The organism is Pelagicoccus sp. SDUM812003, assembly GCF_031127815.1.
Lineage (GTDB): Bacteria > Verrucomicrobiota > Verrucomicrobiia > Opitutales > Opitutaceae > Pelagicoccus.
Genome location: NZ_JARXHY010000002.1, coordinates 179,230 through 197,133 on the forward strand (window position 1 = coordinate 179,230; position 17,904 = coordinate 197,133).

At 57.3% G+C, this 17,904-nt stretch carries 13 protein-coding genes; 6 read left to right on the forward strand and 7 right to left on the reverse strand.

The features are described from left to right. Positions 1-772 precede the first annotated feature (772 nt). Positions 773-4,528 carry a TonB-dependent receptor plug domain-containing protein gene (locus QEH54_RS02980; RefSeq protein WP_309017135.1) on the forward strand — a complete coding sequence of 1,252 codons (3,756 nt, stop codon included), beginning with the start codon at positions 773-775 and terminating at the stop codon, positions 4,526-4,528. Positions 4,529-4,609: 81 nt separating this feature from the next. On the opposite strand, the gene QEH54_RS02985 is transcribed toward QEH54_RS02980, so the two are convergent. From QEH54_RS02985 to QEH54_RS03005, 5 genes are all read right to left on the reverse strand, one after another. Further along, on the reverse strand, positions 4,610-5,530 hold the full coding sequence (locus QEH54_RS02985) for an aldo/keto reductase (RefSeq protein ID WP_309017136.1): 921 nt from the start codon (positions 5,528-5,530) through the stop codon (positions 4,610-4,612). A 110-nt stretch (positions 5,531-5,640) separates the two neighbouring features. Further along, entirely contained in the window at positions 5,641-6,381 is a 741-nt protein-coding gene (locus QEH54_RS02990) for a tetratricopeptide repeat protein (protein WP_309017137.1), read from the reverse strand. Positions 6,382-6,402: 21 nt separating this feature from the next. After that, a complete protein-coding gene (locus QEH54_RS02995; RefSeq protein ID WP_309017138.1) occupies positions 6,403-8,829 on the reverse strand; it encodes an ABC transporter permease in 2,427 nt (808 codons plus the stop codon). A 130-nt stretch (positions 8,830-8,959) separates the two neighbouring features. After that, complete coding sequence (locus tag QEH54_RS03000; RefSeq protein ID WP_309017139.1) at positions 8,960-9,619, reverse strand: response regulator transcription factor; 660 nt, start codon at positions 9,617-9,619, stop codon at positions 8,960-8,962. After that, complete coding sequence (locus tag QEH54_RS03005) at positions 9,616-10,911, reverse strand: sensor histidine kinase (RefSeq protein WP_309017140.1); 1,296 nt, start codon at positions 10,909-10,911, stop codon at positions 9,616-9,618. Before QEH54_RS03005 ends, QEH54_RS03000 begins: the two co-directional genes overlap by 4 nt. Positions 10,912-11,039: 128 nt before the next feature. Between QEH54_RS03005 and nhaC the strand changes: the two genes are divergently transcribed. The 3 genes from nhaC to QEH54_RS03020 all read left to right on the forward strand — a co-directional run bounded on the left by nhaC (position 11,040) and on the right by QEH54_RS03020 (position 13,661). Next, positions 11,040-12,440, forward strand: coding sequence for a Na+/H+ antiporter NhaC (gene nhaC, locus QEH54_RS03010; RefSeq protein ID WP_309017141.1), 1,401 nt, complete (start codon positions 11,040-11,042; stop codon positions 12,438-12,440). 108 nt (positions 12,441-12,548) lie between these two features. Continuing rightward, positions 12,549-13,028 (forward strand): hypothetical protein, encoded by a 480-nt coding sequence (locus QEH54_RS03015; RefSeq protein ID WP_309017142.1) that lies wholly within the window; start codon positions 12,549-12,551, stop codon positions 13,026-13,028. 153 nt (positions 13,029-13,181) lie between these two features. Next, a complete protein-coding gene (locus tag QEH54_RS03020) occupies positions 13,182-13,661 on the forward strand; it encodes a hypothetical protein (protein ID WP_309017143.1) in 480 nt (159 codons plus the stop codon). Positions 13,662-13,702: 41 nt separating this feature from the next. Here the strand turns inward: QEH54_RS03020 and kdsA are convergent, their stop codons facing one another. Further along, the gene (gene kdsA, locus QEH54_RS03025; RefSeq protein WP_345785636.1) at positions 13,703-14,545 is read right to left on the reverse strand and encodes a 3-deoxy-8-phosphooctulonate synthase; all 843 of its coding nucleotides are present in this window, start codon (positions 14,543-14,545) and stop codon (positions 13,703-13,705) included. Positions 14,546-14,685: 140 nt separating this feature from the next. On the opposite strand from kdsA, the gene orn reads away from it, so the two are divergent. Both orn and QEH54_RS03035 read left to right on the forward strand, forming a co-directional pair. Then, complete coding sequence (orn, locus tag QEH54_RS03030; RefSeq protein ID WP_309017145.1) at positions 14,686-15,276, forward strand: oligoribonuclease; 591 nt, start codon at positions 14,686-14,688, stop codon at positions 15,274-15,276. Beyond that, positions 15,276-16,481, forward strand: a complete 1,206-nt coding sequence (locus tag QEH54_RS03035; protein ID WP_309017146.1) for a S41 family peptidase — start codon at positions 15,276-15,278, stop codon at positions 16,479-16,481. The genes orn and QEH54_RS03035 overlap by 1 nt, the downstream gene beginning before the upstream one ends. Here the strand turns inward: QEH54_RS03035 and QEH54_RS03040 are convergent. After that, positions 16,478-17,896 carry a hypothetical protein gene (locus QEH54_RS03040; RefSeq protein ID WP_309017147.1) on the reverse strand — a complete coding sequence of 473 codons (1,419 nt, stop codon included), beginning with the start codon at positions 17,894-17,896 and terminating at the stop codon, positions 16,478-16,480. The genes QEH54_RS03035 and QEH54_RS03040 overlap by 4 nt on opposite strands. Between the last annotated feature and the right edge of the window lie 8 nt (positions 17,897-17,904).

Sequence of the window (17,904 nt, forward strand, 5' to 3'; positions counted from 1 at the left end):
GTCTCTGGCTTGGTTAGGAATTGCAGGCCCCCACTCGTCGCACAGAGCAAACAGTTCTCAGCGAGACGGAAGCCCTATGCGGCTGCGAACTAGAAAGCCGTCTTTCAGCTCAGACTATTTCAAGGCGGAACAATCGCTCTTGTTGACACCGGGCCCGCTCATCGAAACGCAAACCCGGAGGAGCCCTCACTTCGCTCGCATTCAGGAAATATCCAGGCTCGGACCAATCTACTACGCCAGGAGGAAATCAGCCAATCACTACAGCGCCCGCCTTGTCACCGTAAAAAGACGCCTCGTCCAGCCGAGAGAAGAAACCAGATCCCGCTTCATGCCCGACCCGATTTCTACAAACAGATGCTCAATCGAGATCAAGAATTGTATGCCAGCAAATACTTATCTTCGAAACCGCGCTTTTCCGGGGAAGACCCTCGTTATTTCACTCTAACAATAGCTTTGACTTGCCGCATCTTTTCGGTGTTTTGATTTATCGTTATTCCATTGCAAAAGACTAATTTCTACTAGTACTTAGGTTATACTTCGATTTTTCGAAACTCCCCACCCCACGCTTGAAATATCCCTCTCCCGGCTCAGAAACCCACCGATTGAGCTAGCCTTGATAGCTTAAAGCAAATCTCTCCGCCTAGAGGGCGTCCCTTCCACTGTACCCCGTTTCGATTTAGTCATCCACATTCTACACCTTACTGATTTATCGCAACACCCCAATTTAGCGATATATTCCCCATCTCACCAGTCAGACACACAAACACAAAATATGAATAACAACCCATGCTACCCTTGGAAGAGCCGTTGCGGCTACTTCCTGCTGGCTTGCGCCGCCCCCTTTGCAGCGCAATTCGGCGTCGCGCAGGACGAGGTTGACGACGAAGATGAAATCTTCGAACTCTCGCCCTTCGAAGTCACGGCTGATGACTCTGCCGGCTATCGAGCCACAGCGTCCTTGGCCGGTACTCGTATCAAAACCGACCTGAAGGACATCGCTTCGTCAATCAGCGTCGTCACCAAGGACTTCCTCAAGGACACCAACGCGACCGACAACCAGTCGCTGCTGACCTACACCACCAATACTGAAGTTGGCGGCGTGGGCGGAAACTTCGCTGGTGTCGGCAACACCTACATCGATGGTGTGAGCGAAAGCGCCAATTTCGTAGCGCCCAACAACAACACCCGCGTGCGCGGTCTGGACTCCGCCGACAACACCCGCGACTACTTCCAGTCCGACATCCCTTGGGACTCCTTCAACGTGGAGCGCGTCGAACTTCAGCGTGGACCGAATTCCATCCTTTTCGGCATCGGCTCTCCAGCTGGCATCATCAATACCGGCATCAACCGGGCGTTCTTCGGGAACGAGACCATAGCGGAGCTCGGTTTCGGAAGCTTCGGCTCCATCCGCACCACCTTCGATATGAATAGAACCATCATCGAAGACGAGCTCGCTGTGCGCGTGGCCCTCCTGAACGAGAACCAGAAGTACCGCCAGAAACCCGCGTTCGAAGACGACAAGCGTATTTTCGTATCGCTTCGCTACAAGCCAAGCGCCCTGCAGACCGACAGCATCTCGACCCAGATCCGAGGCACCTTCGAAAGCGGAGAAATCGAGGCGAACCGCCCCCGAGTCCTCCCGCCCCAGGACCGCATCTCACCGTTCTTCGACCCTAATGCCATCAACAGGCAGACATGGGATCCCTACTACGCTTGGGAAGCGGGCATCATCGGCTACGCCACCACCACAATCGAAGGCGAGACTCAGAACTACTGGACCGTGCAGTACCCTGGTCCGGGCATTCAGTCCACGGCGAACCCGATTTTCACCTTCGACAGCTACGATTCCGCCAGCCCCTCCCGCTGGGAACAGGCCAGCGCCACGACCTTCTTCGGACTCGGGGCCAACGGTTCCTTGGACGCCGCCATTGACGGCTTCCCCTACGGCTCGAACATCGGTATCGGCAGCTACAACGAGTTTGCGAAAAACGCCAACCAGGCGGGCGTGCCAGGTTTCGAGTCGGCCGACTCCGGCTTCTACAAGACGAAGTCGCTCACCGATGACACCGTATTCGACTTCTTCAACGTGTTGATCGACGGACCCAACAAGAGGGAATGGCAGAACTGGGACGCTTACAACCTGTCCTGGGAGCAGACCTTCTTCAACAACAAGCTCGGTTACGAGCTCGTGCTCGACCGCCAGAAGTACGACGACGGCCAAACCCGCAATCTCAACGGCTCCTACATCTCCGTGGATATTCGCGAGAACCTCATGTACTACCCATGGTACATGGAGGATCAGGTCGTGCCGAATCCGAACGCTGGACGCGCCTTCGTCGGATCAAGCACCCGTGGAACCAACAGCGCTCGCCTCACCGATCGCGAAAACGATCGTTTGACCGCATTCGCCGACGTGGACTTCCGCGACATCATCGGTCAGGACGGGCTTGGCAAATGGCTCGGTCGCCACGTTTTCAACGCGGTCTACAGCGAAGAAACCTACGAGACGGAATCGCGCGACTGGGTACGCTACGGCGTTGAAGGCGACTGGATGGAAAACTACACCACCGTCGCTTCCAACAAAGGTCTCATCAACGGCGATACCATCGTCGACTGGATGACCTACCTCAGCGGCGACCTTCGCGGACGCAGCAGCGCCTCCGGACTCAACCTGCCAGGCGTAACCGCAAAGCAGTCCATCGGAGGCGTATACGATATTCCGTACTTCGATTCGCACTGGGACTCCAACGTGGATCCAGGAGCGCCTTGGACCGATGGCTCCATCATCAATGGCGAAAGCCAGGATAGCACTCAGGCCGAGAATCCGCTCAACTACGTCGGCTGGGTCTCGGAGCCTTTTAACATCCTCAACGCCGACGCAGGCGACATCGACAAGCTGTACACGAACATCTCGAAGAATGAAGTCACCACCGAGTCCAAGGGTATCACTTGGCAGGGCAAGTTCTTCGACGGTGTTTTGGTTCCCACCTGGGGCTACCGCGAAGACACGCAATCCCTGCGCGACGCCTCATCGTCCTCTTCCTTCCTGGATGACGGCAAGACTGAAAACCCATACGGCTACGCCCTCCCGGACCCGCGCTACCTGAAGAGCTCTTTCGAGGTCTCCGACGACAGCACGAGCTGGGGCGTTGTGCTGCATACGCCGAAGAATATCGCCGACATGCTCCCATGGGGTACCAGCATCTCCCTCTCCTACAACGAGGGTCGCAACACTCGCGTGCAAAACCGCTTCGGATTCGGCGGAGCCGCTCTTCCCAACTCGAAGGGCTACACCGAAGACTACGGATTCGTGATCAACACGCTCGACGATCGTCTGACCTTTAAGACGACCTTCTACGAAACCACCGTCACCGACGCGAACATCTCCAGCGTCAGCAGCGAAACTGCTACCCTCGGAAACAACACCTACTACCTCCGCAACCTCGAGGCGTGGGGCACCGCTTCCGCGCTGCTCGACCTCGCGGGACGCGAAGTACAGGCCAACCCAGATGCTTACACCGACGCGGAAAAAGGCGTTCTTGGATGGAACTGGTACTGGAACTGGGCTCTCGTCGACGGCAATTCCGTTGCCGGCGCCGAGGAATTCCCCGGAGCATGGGACGGCGCCTACAACGACGTCACCAGCGAAACCTTCCTGAACCACCCGTCGACGGTCAAGCAGACTGCCGCAATCGAAAGCTGGCTGTCCCAGATGAACGATCAATCCTGGTTCGACGCTTACGGTTTCCCGGTCGATGTGGACCTAGCTGCAGCAGGCGACTGGCAGGGAGCTATCAACAGCTGGACGCCAACGTCTGGCGTTGGCGGCGTGCAACCAGCAGGCGGCGGACGCATCAACGGCGTTTGGCCAACCGGTACCGTCGACTACGTATCCAAGGGGGTCGAATACGAGCTCCTCGGAAACCTCACCGACAACTGGTCCATCTCCGTGAACGCCTCCAAGACGGACGCCTATCAGACCAAACTCGGTGACGATCTGGTAGCCTACATCGAAGACGCGTACGAAAAGTACTCCAGCCCGGCAGGCGATCTCCGCCTCTGGTGGGGCGGCGACAACAGCCTCCGTACCTACTTCAACCAGAACATCTGGTCAGCCTACCAGTTCCAGCTCCAAACCAACGGCAAGCTCGCAGCTGAGCTTTCTCCTTGGAGCTTCAACATGGTGACCAACTACAACTTCACCGACGGCAAGTTCGCTGGCCTCAATGTCGGTGGTGGCTATCGTTGGAAAGACGGAAAGATCATCGGTTACGGTCTAAACGACGCGAAGGACAACCTCGATATCAACAAGCCACACTGGAGCGACGACGAGCAGCACTTCGACCTCTGGGCAGGTAAGGACTTCCGTCTCACCGACGGCCTCACCTGGCGCATTCAGCTCAACCTGCGCAATATCGGCGAGGAACCCGAGCTGAAGCCTCTCAGCGTTCAGCCAGACGGCTCTCCCGGCGTATACAGCATCCAGGAAGGCATGACCTGGCAGGTGACCAACACCTTTACGTTCTAAGCGGTAGCAAGCTATAGAACTCTCACGAAAGGCTCCTCCGTTCCGGGGGAGCCTTTTTGTATCCAGAATACCTGATCCACGCTACATGGTCCAAGGCTCCGCCTTCACGTCCACTTCGTCCGACCAGCGACGCTGCAAAGCTTCGATGCTCTCAACGATCTCCGAAGGCAACGGCTCGATCGTATCCTGCTTTCCGATACGCAGGTATTCCTCCAAGTTCTCCACTCGACTGCAGGAGCCCACCGTCGCTTTCACGTTGGGAAAACTGAAGGAAAACCGCATGCAAAACTCCACCCAGCTTTCGATGCCGGAGGCTTCAAAGATCGGCGCGACCTCTACCGCGCGCTCCTGCAAGTACGGCGTCCACGCCGCGCCGGGCACGTCCCGGAGCTTATGGACCGGAGCTCCGCATACCGCTCGCATGCCCACCACCGGAAAATTCCTCTCCCGTATCAGATCCCAAAGCCTGTTGTCGGCGAATCGCTGCAATGGATTGAGATAGAAAATGAAAGCGTCTATCAGCTCGTGCCCATGTCCCGACGCCAGGGCCTCGTACGGCGCCTCGGAAGTCCAAGGAAACACTTCGTAGAAGAACGAGCGCACCAATCCGTCCTCCTTGAGGCGACGCAGCTCGTCTTGCGCTTTGCCTCCCGTCGCAAAGGATTTCGCGAAATCTCCTCCAAGGCAGAGCTGCCCCACGTCGATGTGATCTACGCCCAACGGCTCTATGTTCTCTTTTATGGTATTGCGAATTTCATCGATGCTGTTGTTACCCAGCTTCACGATGAGTGGCGGCGCCTTGCTTCGATCCTCGTAGAAGGCCTTGCCCAGCGTCTCCAGCGCGTCGTCATACTGGCGGCTGGTGTGGAACCAGACGCCGGAGTCGATTGCCGCCCGAGCGATGCGCATGCGATCGCCCATCGCTACGTCGGCGTGGCCTAAACGCGTGGTGCCATAGACGAATTTGCTGAGCGGTGGAAAGTTTCGTTTCGATTCGTTCATATCCAGAGAGAGGGCTGCGAGAAGTCTTAAACCGACTCAGCAAACCCAGGCTCCGCGGACATGCAACGCCTCGACTCGCTATTACCTAAGAAGACCTTCGACGGGCGAGTCTAGCTGTTCTCCAGAGCTTCCTTCGCTTCCCGGTAGTCGGGATTCAGCTCCAACGCTCGCTTGAATTCGGAGACAGCGCCCTCCACATCCTCCAATTCCCGAAGCGATCGACCGAGCTGAAAGTGAAGCTCCGCGTCGTGGTCGTTCAACTCCACCGCCTTACGGAAAAGGCCGACGGCCTCTGCGTGCTGCTTCTGCAGCTGAAGCACCAATCCCTTTTCCTTGTATCCGAGAAACGGATTCAACCGAAGGACCTCTTCAGCATGGGCAAGCGCCTTTTTCATACTGCCACCGCCAATCGCTGGAGCGTTGCTATAGTAGCGACTCAGTCCGATGTGAGCGCTTAAGCAGTCGGGATCGATTGCGATCGCCTTCTTGTAGTCGTCCATGGAGCGCATGAAGACCGGCCCCGCAGCGAACATGTTCATACCCATCCCCTTGTAGGTCCTGGCGAGCGCCCGCTGCGAATAGGCGTCCGCGAAGCCTCCATCGACTTCAATTGAAGCGCCTAAGGTCTTGATCGCGTCATCGTACCTGCCGAGCCCGATCTCCGCCTTCCCTAGGATGTACAAGGCCATGGCGTTGTCCCCGCTTTCCACCAGTGGAGCAAGCGCCTCGGCCGCCTTGTCGAACGCTCCCGCCGCCACCGCTTCCTTAGCTTGCGATAGTATGGTTTCATCCGAAGCGGACAGGCTGAGGGAAGTGGCGAAAGCCAGCAGAATAATCGTCAGTGTTTTCATTTTGTATCGATGATTTGGATTCTAGTTGGATTTGATAATGTCTTGAGGGTTTGTCCGTGTGATGCGATCGGACACGAACCAGGTCGTGCCCACACTCGCCAAAGCCACCAGAGCGACCAACGCTAAGCCGCTAAGGTAGAACGCGGTGTCTAGAGTGCCTCCGAATCGACCGTAGTACCGAAACGCCCCTGCAAACAGGGCGACCCCGAGGGCCATGCCCAAACCGAGTGGTCCGATAAGCTTCAATACCACCAGGCGGTTCAGCTGTCCGATGCGGGCGCCCAGCACCAACCGGATTCCCCATTCCCGAGCGCGTTCCGATACGTTGAAAGCCATTTGCGAGCCAATTCCGAATAGTGAAAGAAAAAGCGTGATCAGCCCGAACGCCATGAATACAAGATACATCAGCGACTGGATGGAAAGGTGACGATCAAGCACGCTTTCGATGGTCTCGACGGTGATGCCCAGGTCCGGATAGCGATCGCTCATCTCGGTTCGGAATCGGTCCACACTGAACGTATCCAAGTTTCGAGCGCGCGCTAAAATCGTAGTGAAGATCCATGGGCTTTGCGTGGCAGGTACCAGCACTTGCGGCTTCGGCGGGTCGCTCACCGTGACCTGCGCGTAATCGTCCACCACTCCGACCACTTGGCGAAATCCCGGCGACATCCAAGGCATGATCTGAATCTGCTGGCTCAAGGGATCCGAGCCGTCGCTCAGAAACGCTTCCACAAAGGCTTGATTCACCATCGCTACGCGTTGCGACTCCAAGTTATCCCATGCGTTGAAGCTGCGGCCGTGGAGCAGTTTGATTCCTAGCGTATCGACGTAGTTCAAACTGACGCTGTTGTAACCGGCTGTGACTGCTTCGTCACGCTCCGCTACGAGATCCCTCCCCTGTAGTTGAAATCCGAATTCGAGTTCGATTCCCGTCAACGGAGCGCTCGAAGCGGAGGTCGTATTCAGTATCTCTTCACGCCCGCCGATCCATTCCTCGAGCTCGCGGTAGTATTCCGATAGCCCTGGCAGATCGAACATCCGGCTTTCCCCCGGAGATATGGTGATCATTACAAGGTTGTTTTCGTCAAACCCGAGATCCAAATCCCTCAAGCGCTGGTATTCGTACACCACCACCAATGCCGATAGCAGAATCGCGATCGCGATGCCGATTTGCGCCGCGAGCAGAGCGTTGCGGCTTCGGCCGCTCTCCTTGCTCAAACCGTGGCGAGCTTCCCCGCTTCTCAAGGCGTCGTTGGGATCGCCTCGGGTTACTTGTATCGCCGGCAATATGCCGAAACTGACGCTGGCGACCAACGCGATCACTAGGATTGTCCATCCCAAGTGATTCGAAATTCCCACCTCGTGCAAGCGAGGAAGAAACATATCGGGTAGCAGCGATCCGATATTCAGGAGAGTCAAGGAGGCCAGGAGCCAACCGAGACCGCACCCCAGCAGGCAGACTACGCTCGATTCGACGAACGCTCGGGTGAAGGCCTGGTGCACGCTTTCGCCGATGGCCTGCCGGATCCCTAGGTCCGTTTTCCGCTGCAGTCCGCTGATCATCTGTATGTTCGCGAGATTCAGACAAGTGGCCAGCATCACCAGACTCACCGCGACGAATATCAGGATCAGGGGCGTCGTGAAATCTCCTACGATTATGGTCTGCAAGGCGTCAATGGTGGCGCCTCGACCGCGATTGGTGGCTGGATACTGCTCGGCCAGATCGCTCGCGATCTGCTGCACGTCTCGCTTCGCCTCGGCCTCAGACACTCCGCTCTTCAGGCGACCTACGACGCTCCAGTATCGAGAATCTCTGATAAAATACTCGCCCGTCACATCGGGAAACGGAGACCAAACGTCGGCGAAGGATGGTTCGTTGAACGACTTGGGCATGACCCCGACAATGGTGTAGACCTCGTCATCAAACCAAATCGACGAACCAACAATATCCTCGCGGCCGGAAAACTCGTTCTGCCAGAGATCAAAGGAAATCACCGCGGATCGGGCGTTTTCGGAAGCGAAATCCTCCTCGCCAAAAAACGACCCCATTTCCGGGTGGATTCTCAATACCTGCGCGAAGTCGCGCGTCACCTTGGCTCCAAAGAGCTGGCGTGTGGTGCCGCCCTCTTCCTTGTAGTTCAAAAACTGCCCCCGATAAGCGAACAGACCATCGAAGCTCTCCTGGTTCTCTCGAAAGTCCCTAAAGTCAGCCAAGGCCATGTAGTTGACGATCTTGCCAGTCTTCTGGTCGACGGACTGGATTCCGTAAAGCTGCTCGCTTTGCGGAAACGGCAGTGGTTGTCGCACCACCGTGTCGGTGACAGTCCAGAGCACCGCCACAGCCGCCGTGCCAATCGAGAGAAGGATAATGGAAAAAAGCGCCTGCCAAGGCTTGCGCTTCCAGTAGCGAACGCTGTCGCGAAACAGAAGGTAAGGATGAATTTCCATGGGGAGGAAGGTAGATGATTGCGGGACAAACGACATGTGCCATTGGTCACGGCCAATGGTCACGATCCGGCATCTATCGCTTACCCGAAGCGTCGCTCCGGGTTACATTTTCCCTAAGTTCGGAAACGCTTCAGACCAACCCCAGCTCCCGCCCCAGCAAGGCGGCCTGCGTGCGATCGAGCACGCCCAGTTTTCCCAAGATATTGGATACATGGTTCTTCACCGTGCCCTCAGCGAGATCGAGCGTCGAAGCGATTTCCTTGTTGCTCTGCCCCTTGGCCAGGCAGCGCAGCACTTCGCGTTCACGACTCGAGAGCGATTCCACCATGCGAGGATCCGCCTTTGGAGTTTTCGGTTCAGCGAGACGATTGAATTCAGCCAGCACTTTCGCTGCGATGGACGGCTGGAGAAACGAATTGCCCGCATGCACAGTCTTGATGGCGTCCACCAGGCTCTCCGAAGGCGTATCCTTCAAAAGATAGCCTGCGGCTCCGGCCCGCAAGGCCTCGAAAACCCGCTCATCGTCGTCGAAGGTGGTCAAGGTGAGCACGCGACAGCGGGGAAAGCTCCCTGCGATCAGGCGCGTCGCTTCCACTCCATCCATTTCCGGCATGTTCAAATCCATCAGCACCACGTCCGGCGAAAGCTCCCCACATGCCTTCAAAGCCTCGCGCCCATTGGCCCGCTCTGCCACGACTTCGAGGTCCTGATGCAGGGAGAGCAAGGTCCGAAGCCCCTCCAGAAACAGCGGCTGATCGTCGACCAGCAAGACTCTGATCGCCCCACTCATCGCGGAAGATCGATGGTCAGCTTAAATCCATTTCCAGGACTGGTATCGATCTGAACCGTTCCCTTCAACAGATGAGTTCGCTCCTTGATGCCCATAATGCCAAATCCTCCATTAGTATCCACGCACCCGATACCGTCGTCTGCGATGACCAGTCGAACTGTTTGAGGGTGGCTACAGTCAAGCGTCACCTCGATCTGGCTGGCCTGCGAGTGCTTGCGAGTATTGGTCAGCGACTCCTGAGCGATACGATAGAGCGCAGCAGAAATCTTCGCATCCAGCTCCTTGAGCTCGCCTATCCGTCTAAATTCGGTACGTATTCCGGTGCTCTCAAGCTCCTCAAGCAAGCCCTCGATCGAAGCGGCCACTCCCTTGTCCACCAATCTCGCGGTGCGCAGCGAAGCCACCGACGAGCGCACCTCCGCCAAGCCGCTCTTGGTCATTTGCTGAGCCTTCTCCAAAAATTCCCTGGACTGGACGGGATCGCGCTCCAGGAGGGCTTTCGCCGACTCGATCTGCACGTTGACCACGGTCAGAGAGTGTCCCAGCGTATCGTGGATTTCGCGGGCGATTCGATTTCGCTCCTGCGTCGCCGCAAGCTCTTCCGCCTGGGCGCTGTAGCGACGCAACCGGGCGTTCGCCTGGTCCAGGCTTTGACTCAACGTCTCCGCTCGGAAGCGGGAGTTTCGCTCTCGCCGCAGCAGGATGAACATCATCATGGAGAAACCGTAGCCCGAAGCCGCGGTGAAGATATCGTCGATCCGCAGCCAGACATCCCACATGAAATAGGCCAGCAAAACCCAGCCGCCGATCTGGCCCACGATGTAGAGCACGCAGAACTTGAGCGGAAAGACGTAGACCGAGAAACTGGCGAGAATGAAAAAGTTCACGTAGTTGAAACCTAGATACCCAGTATTCTCGTGGGCGACGTACGCATAAAGAAAACAGGACGGAACAAATCCGAAGAGAAAGACAAGCATCTCGGCGACCGTCCCGTGCTCTCGCGGCGGGCGACCGTTTTTTGGCATTCCCACGAAGCCACTGCCCGAGCGCTCCATCATGCCGCCCAGAACGATCCAAGAACCGGCGAAACCGCCCCAGAGCAGCACCTGCAGCAGCGTCAGCCCAAACCGCATTTCCCGATCCGCGAAAACGAAAGGCAATACGAGCGAGAGCAGCATCATGGTTGCCGCAAAAGCACCGGCGATCATCCCAGTGCGCGCTTCGCGACTCATCGGCGCCTTCTTCCCGCCCTGCTCCACGCACGCGACTTCTCCTGTAGTGGCTGCTTGCATACTATTCGAAAAAGCTTAGCGCGATACGCATCTAGAAGTCATGTGCCAAAAGTCACGTTTCCATCATTTTCAACCACCAGATCTTGGTCGTGACCCGCGGCGCGCCTTTTGCTAGGATTAGCCGCTTCATGAAGGACGCCAAATCTCCCTCCCTCGGCCTTTCCATTCTCCCCACGCTCGCTTTGATCGCCTTTCTGGCCATCGGCGTGCTCGCGTTGAAAACTTCGCCTCACATTCCCTTGATGCTTGGATGTGTGGTGGCAGCCTGCTGTTCCCTGCGTCTAGGCCACTCGTGGGACGACGTGCTCAAAGCTTGCGTAAACGGAATCTCGCTCGCGATGCCTGCCATTCTGATCCTGATGGCAGTGGGAATCCTCATCGGATCGTGGGTGGCGAGCGGAGTCGTGCCCTTGCTGGTGAGTTACGGATTGAACCTGCTTTCCCCGAGCTTCTTTCTCGTCGCCGCCTGCTGCATCACCTCCATCGTGGCCTTCTCCACTGGCAGCTCGTGGTCGACCGCAGGCACTATCGGCGTGGCTCTTGTCGGTGTCGGACAAGGGTTGGGCATCGATTCCGCCATGGTGGCGGGCGCCATCGTTTCCGGAGCCTATTTCGGCGACAAGCTCTCTCCTCTGTCCGATACCACCAATCTCGCTTCAGGCGTCGTTGGCGTCCCCCTCTTCGAGCACATTCGACACATGCTCTACACCACGATTCCGAGCATGCTGATCGCTCTGTTGCTCTACGCCTTTATCGGACATGGCTCCACGGACGCGGCGAGCGACGCGAAGGTAGCGGAGCTGCTCGCCGCGCTGGATGAGCAGTTTCGACTCAGTCCTTGGCTGCTGCTGGCGCCTGCAAGCGTACTGGCTCTTATCGCATTTCGCGTGCCAGCCCTGCCGTCTATGCTGGGAGGAGCGTTCGCGGGAGCGGCGATCGGACTGACTACCCAAGACATAGGCCTGAGCTCCATGTTCGAAGCCATGCAGTCGGGCTACGTTTCGACGAGCGGAAACGCCCAGATCGACGAGCTCCTCTCCCGAGGCGGGCTGGAGAGCATGTTCTGGACGATCGGTCTGATCATTTGCGCCATGGCCTTCGGAGGCATCATGGAGCGCGCCGGCATGCTGAACCGGATCGCCAACGCGGTACTCAGCTTCGCGACATCCAGCGGCAAGCTGGTCAGCTCCACGCTCGCGACCTGCATCGGCATGAACATCGTGGCCCCAGACCAATACCTCGCCATCGTGGTCCCAGGCCGCATGTACCGCAGCGCCTTCGCAAAAAGCGGACTGGCTGCCAAAAACCTCTCTCGCTGTCTCGAGGATTCAGGGACCCTTTTCTCCCCCCTCGTGCCTTGGAACAGCTGCGGGGCTTTCATGATGGGAGCTCTTGGCGTCAGTCCGTGGCTCTACCTGCCCTACGCCTTTCTAAACCTATTATGCCCATTGATTTCCGCGATCTACGGATTCACCGGGTTCAGCATGGAAAAGACGGCCGAGAGCTCAGGTGACGAAGCCGAGCGTTGAAGCCCCTGTTCGAATCTCAAAAAAAAAACAAAAACAGTGAATAGCGACGCCGCTGGCCTCGTCTCAAGGCGCGAAACAACACTTTCAACCCCTGAGACCATGAGACCTATGAAAAGCATATCTATTCTGACCGCGATTGCGCTTTGCGCCGCCCTCCTTACTCCCAATACCGCCAAAGCCGGCGATAGCGAAGACGCCCTCATCGGCGGACTGGTCGGAGGACTGATCATCGGCGCCGTGCTCGCCGACAACGACGTCGACACTCGATTCGAAGTGGGCTACCGCTCTCATCGAGGCCACCACGATGGCTACTGGACCTGGGTCTCCCGCAAAAAGTGGGTGCCCGGCTATTACGAGCGTCGCCGCGACCATTGCGGCAACCGCATCAAGGTCTGGGTTTCCGGCCACTACACCTACGTAAAGGAAAAAGTCTGGGTATCGCATCGCGACCACCGAGGCCACGACCGCTACGACCGCTGCGACCGACGCGGCCATCACGACAACTGCAGAAGCTGTAGTCACGACAGCAGACACCGAGACGACCGCTATCGCGATAGACACCACCGCGACTACGCCAACCGCTTCTAGTCGCGAAAGCCGATTTGTCTCCCCTCAGGGCCCGCGGCCCACCAGATCTTTTCGGGTCGCGGGCTTGAAACGAGCCCGCTCGCGGCTTCATTCACCTTGCGCCGCATACCGAGCCCTCCTAGAACCACACACCCTGCCAAACGCATCAAAACCATGAACGAGTCGCCATCCATCGACAAACGGAAAGCCCAGCTTCTCATGACGCAGCTCATGGACGGGGAGCTTTCCGCGGCCGACGCGGATCGTCTCGAGCGCTACCTGAAGCAGCATCCGGAGGAAATCGATTGGATGGAGTCGGCCGATCTTTTGCGCCAGCTTCATCAGGAATGCCAAGCAACGACGATAGCTAAGGAGACTATCCAAGAAGCGGATACAGGCGGGACTCTGCTTTCCTTCGCCTCCTACCTGCGACCGCTCGCCGCCGCCGCTGCCATCGCCATCGTAGGCGTCGCCGCATGGATAGGGTTCGACCAGACCGAGTCGGCATCCGCTTCGATCGAACCCGCCGTGGTGGAATTCGTCTCCACCGACCTTCCAGACGCCAGCACCTTCGTCTACTCCGACGAGGAATCCGGCTGGACCGTGGTCTGGGTGGAGACCGATAACGCTCCTAAAACCGAAGATCACGGCTAGGACGGCTCAGCCCACGGCTCGCTCGGAACCCTACTCAGCGACTACTGGATCTCGATCTTAGGCTGACTCTTGACCAGATCGTCGATCTGCTTCATCTGGCTAAGAAACGGTTCCAACCGGTCGAGCGGCAACGCGCACGGCCCATCGCACTTGGCCTTTTCCGGATCGGGATGCGCTTCCAGAAACAGCCCAGCGATGCCCACCGCCAGCCCCGCTTTCGCCAGGTCGAATACTTGCTTGCGACGTCCTCCCGCGGCCGTAGCAGTCCCACCAGGAATCTGCAGCGAATGCGTCACGTCGAAGATAACTGGATACGTGGTCTCCTTCATGATTCCGAATCCCAGCATGTCCACTACAAGATTGTTGTATCCAAAACTTGAACCGCGTTCGCACAGCATGATCCTGTCGTTTCCAGCCTCCTTGATCTTTCGGATGATGTGCTCCATCTCTCGCGGGGCGATGAATTGAGCTTTCTTCACGTTGATGATCGCGCCAGTCTTGGCCATGGCGACGACCAGATCCGTCTGGCGGCAGAGAAATGCGGGGAGCTGAATAATGTCGCACACCTCAGCCACGGGGGCGGCTTGGTAAGGCTCGTGCACGTCGGTTATCACCGGCACGCCGAAGGTCTTCTTGATCTCCGCCAGAATCTCCAGCCCCTTCTCCATGCCCGGTCCGCGAAAGCTGGAGATCGATGAGCGATTGGCCTTGTCGAACGAGGCCTTGAAAACGTAGGGGATGCCGAGCTTGTCAGTGACCCGCTTGTACTCGCTGGCGATTTCGAGCGCCAGATCGCGAGATTCCAGCACGTTCATCCCAGCAAGGAGCGTGAACGGCATTTCGTTGCTGCATTTGATGTCACCAATTTCGATCACCTTGGACATGGAGCCGTTCTTCAGGCTTTCACCCATCTCGCCAACAAAAAACGCTCGGAAACGAAAAACCTTTTTGAGGTTGCCGTGTCGGTGGCTTTTCCAGTCCCTTAGGAGGCCAACGCACACCGCTCCCTCATCACTTCGCATCGATGTCTAAACGAAAATACTGCTGGATAGACCTGGAAATGACTGGGCTCGACCCTGAAACCGACCGTATCGTGGAAGCCGCGGTCATCGTCACCAACAAGCAGCTCGAACCGGTCTTCGAATGGGAGACCGCGGTGAAGCAGAGCCCCGAGACACTCGACGCCATGAACGAATGGTGCAAACACCACCACACCGAGAGCGGTCTCATCGAACGCATACCGTACGGCATCAGCGAAGAAGCTCTCGACGACAAACTCGCCGAAATCACCCTGAAATACTTCAAGAAGAAGAACCCGGTGGTCATCTGCGGAAACTCCATCGCCCAGGATCGCAAGTTCATAGATCGCTACTTGCCCAAGTTCGCCCAGCGATTGCACTACCGCATGCTCGACGTCTCCAGCTTCAAGATCGTCTTCCGCGAGATGCTGGGCCGCGAGTTCAAGAAGCAGAATACCCATCGCGCCTTGGACGACATACGAGAATCCATCGCCGAGCTGAAATACTACATGAGCGCCATCGACCCCAGCTGCCTCGCCCTCATCGACAATACGCCGAAAGCGGAACGCAGCGAAGAGGAAGCGGCCGCAAACTGATGCCTCGCGCCTCGCAGTTCGGCAGATTCGCCCTGCTCCTCTGCGCGGGGTTTTGCCTGGTCCTCTCGTTGGAAGCCAGGCCTGCTTTCGAGGAAAAAACGCAACGCCTCGTCGAGGCGATCGGAAAGCGACTGCAACGATCAGCCGTCGTCTTCGGACAGGATTTCTCCGACTGGGAGCAACACGTCGCCGCGAAGGCATCCGCCTTGAGCTCCGCAACGAGCGACGAAGAGATCGCCCAAACCCTTGGCGAAATTCTCGAAAGCTACGAGTTGAGCCACCTGGCGATCTTTTCGCCCGACTCCGCCAAGCTTCTGAAAAAAGGCCTTCGCTCCGGCATCGGAATCTCCCTCCATCCGATCGAAGAAGGAAAACTCATCAGCTACGTGGTGCCGAGCAGCCCTGCCGATGCGTGCGGACTGCAAAAAGGCGATGTCCTGACTCAGATCGACGGAGCTCCCATAGATAACGTGGAACAGCTCCGCGGCGAGATCGGTCAACGCCGCGAGCTTACATGGATCCGTGGGGGAGAACGCATGTCATGCGAGATCGAATACGCCGTCTTCGAATCGACCGAGCGAAGCTCCATGTATTGGCTAAACGACGACATCGTCGTCATTCGCATCGCGAGTTTCCAGTACCGTTTCTACCAGGCCCATCGAATCAACCGATTCTTTCGAGAAGCCAGGCATGCCAAAGCCGTCGTGATCGACCTTCGAAACAATCGAGGCGGACTCTCCTTCTATTCGCGGCACTTGGCGTCCAAGGTCTCCCCTTGCGACTCGACCTACGCCCTTCTCGCCAAGCGAAAGCACCTGAAGCGTAGCGATTCGCTGGAGGAGCTTGCGCGAATGGCCAAGCCGATACGACCGCTCCCCTTCTCCCGTGCCTACCGAGGAAAAATCATCGTGCTCGTCGATTCCCTGTCCTCCTCCGCTGCGGACATTTTCCCCGCCTTCATCCAGGAGACCGGACGAGGAACCGTCATCGGGCAAACCACCTCTGGCTCCCTGCAGCTGGCCCGCACCTTTCGCCTGCCCTATGGCTTCAAGCTGTATGTACCCATTTCTGAAATACTGACTCCCAATGGAAACCGCCTTGAGGGCCGCGGTTTTTCTCCGGACATCTCTCTCAGTTTAGAGCAAATCGTGAACGACGACTTCGTCTTTCAGCGAATCAAGGAACTGGTACCGTCCAGCGATTAGCTGCCGCTATCCGAATAGAACTGGTCGATCTTTTCCGCGACGTCCCGAAACCCGATATCGCTGGCGTAGATGATCTTGTAGCGACGTATCGCCTCCTCCCGTCTCCCAAGCCGCTCGCAGCACTCCGCAGAGGAATACAAGACGTCCTTCTTGAACTCGTCCATGGACAGGGAGCCCTCGATCGCTTGGTCGAACTGCTGCAAAGCGATGTCGAAAAGGCTTTTCTTGAAAAAGGCTCTCCCCAACAGCACGCTAGAGCGCTGGCGCAAGCTGGTGCTTCGCTGTGACACCTGAAACTGCTTGATGGCCTCGTCGTAGCGGTCCATCCGAAGCAGCAATTCACCGTACTTCAGCCGCTGCGCGTAGTCGTTTGGAAACTGCTCCACCATCTTTCGAGTCTCCTCCAGACGCAGCGTTTCCAACTCGCTCTCCAAAATTCGGATACGCTTCTGGTTGCGTTTGCGCTTTTCAGGTCGGTTGACGTTGTCGGTCTGCAGCTTCTGCAGCTCGCGCTCGGTCGCCTTGATCGCGATTTCGCTGCGCGTCTGCTTCAGGGCCAAATCAGATTCCGCCTGCGGCAGCAATGCCGCCTTGTCGAGCCAATGCAGGGCGTTCTCGAAATCGTCCCCTTTCACAAGCGTTTTCACCAGGCGCTTGTACAAGTCCAGGTTTTGTGGGTCGCGCTGAATCGCGTCCTCAAGCTCGCGCTCATGGGCCAAGGCCGCTCCTTCGTCCTGTCTCAGGCGACTTTCCCGCTCCAAGCTGTCCGCCTGCTCTTCGTCTCTCAGCTTGGAGCGAAAGTCCCGCTCCTTCTCCGCCCACTTCCCTTGATTGATGGAGTGCGCCACCGAAGCGGATTTGACCAGCTCCTGGATCGCGCCGCTCTCCGGCTTCAACCGGCTAAGCCGTTCCGCCACTTCCACCGCCTTCTTGGTTTCGCCAACTTTGGTCAGGGCTTCGCAGTAGCGCTTCAGCAACTCGATGTCTTCGGAATCCCGATCGCAAATGCCATCGAGGCAAAAGACCGCAGTGCGATAGAGTTCCAACGCTTCGGCGCCTTCAGCGACTAGCGAAAGGCCGCCTTTGTGAAACGGATTTCGATTCAGGGCCCTCTCCCCATACGCCATCGCCATCGACGGATTCTTCTTGAGGTATGGCTTGCCGTAGACGAGGCACAAAAAGGCTGCTATAGAATTTTGAATACGCTTCGGTATGCGTTTTCTCTGATTCGCATAGATGCACTGCTGAGCCTGACGCAAAAGCTGACGCGCCTCCAAGAAAGCTGGCTTCTCGAGCAAGAGGCTTGAACAAATCTCGACCGCGTATTCGTAGTTTCCTCTCTCCACCGCAAGCTGAGCCACATCGAACTGCTTTCGCATTCGAGAATCCAGCTCTTTGATGGAAACTTCGCTCATCGTGATGG

Coding starts and splice junctions, on each gene's coding strand:
- QEH54_RS03015 (WP_309017142.1), top strand. CDS start 12,549: ATGAAAAGCATATCTATTCTGACCGCGATTGCGCTTTGCGCCGCCCTC.
- QEH54_RS02985 (WP_309017136.1), bottom strand. CDS start 5,530: ATGAACGAATCGAAACGAAACTTTCCACCGCTCAGCAAATTCGTCTAT.
- QEH54_RS03000 (WP_309017139.1), bottom strand. CDS start 9,619: ATGAGTGGGGCGATCAGAGTCTTGCTGGTCGACGATCAGCCGCTGTTT.
- kdsA (WP_345785636.1), bottom strand. CDS start 14,545: ATGTCCAAGGTGATCGAAATTGGTGACATCAAATGCAGCAACGAAATG.
- QEH54_RS02990 (WP_309017137.1), bottom strand. CDS start 6,381: ATGAAAACACTGACGATTATTCTGCTGGCTTTCGCCACTTCCCTCAGC.
- QEH54_RS02980 (WP_309017135.1), top strand. CDS start 773: ATGAATAACAACCCATGCTACCCTTGGAAGAGCCGTTGCGGCTACTTC.
- QEH54_RS02995 (WP_309017138.1), bottom strand. CDS start 8,829: ATGGAAATTCATCCTTACCTTCTGTTTCGCGACAGCGTTCGCTACTGG.
- QEH54_RS03040 (WP_309017147.1), bottom strand. CDS start 17,896: ATGAGCGAAGTTTCCATCAAAGAGCTGGATTCTCGAATGCGAAAGCAG.
- QEH54_RS03005 (WP_309017140.1), bottom strand. CDS start 10,911: ATGCAAGCAGCCACTACAGGAGAAGTCGCGTGCGTGGAGCAGGGCGGG.
- QEH54_RS03035 (WP_309017146.1), top strand. CDS start 15,276: ATGCCTCGCGCCTCGCAGTTCGGCAGATTCGCCCTGCTCCTCTGCGCG.
- orn (WP_309017145.1), top strand. CDS start 14,686: ATGTCTAAACGAAAATACTGCTGGATAGACCTGGAAATGACTGGGCTC.
- nhaC (WP_309017141.1), top strand. CDS start 11,040: ATGAAGGACGCCAAATCTCCCTCCCTCGGCCTTTCCATTCTCCCCACG.
- QEH54_RS03020 (WP_309017143.1), top strand. CDS start 13,182: ATGAACGAGTCGCCATCCATCGACAAACGGAAAGCCCAGCTTCTCATG.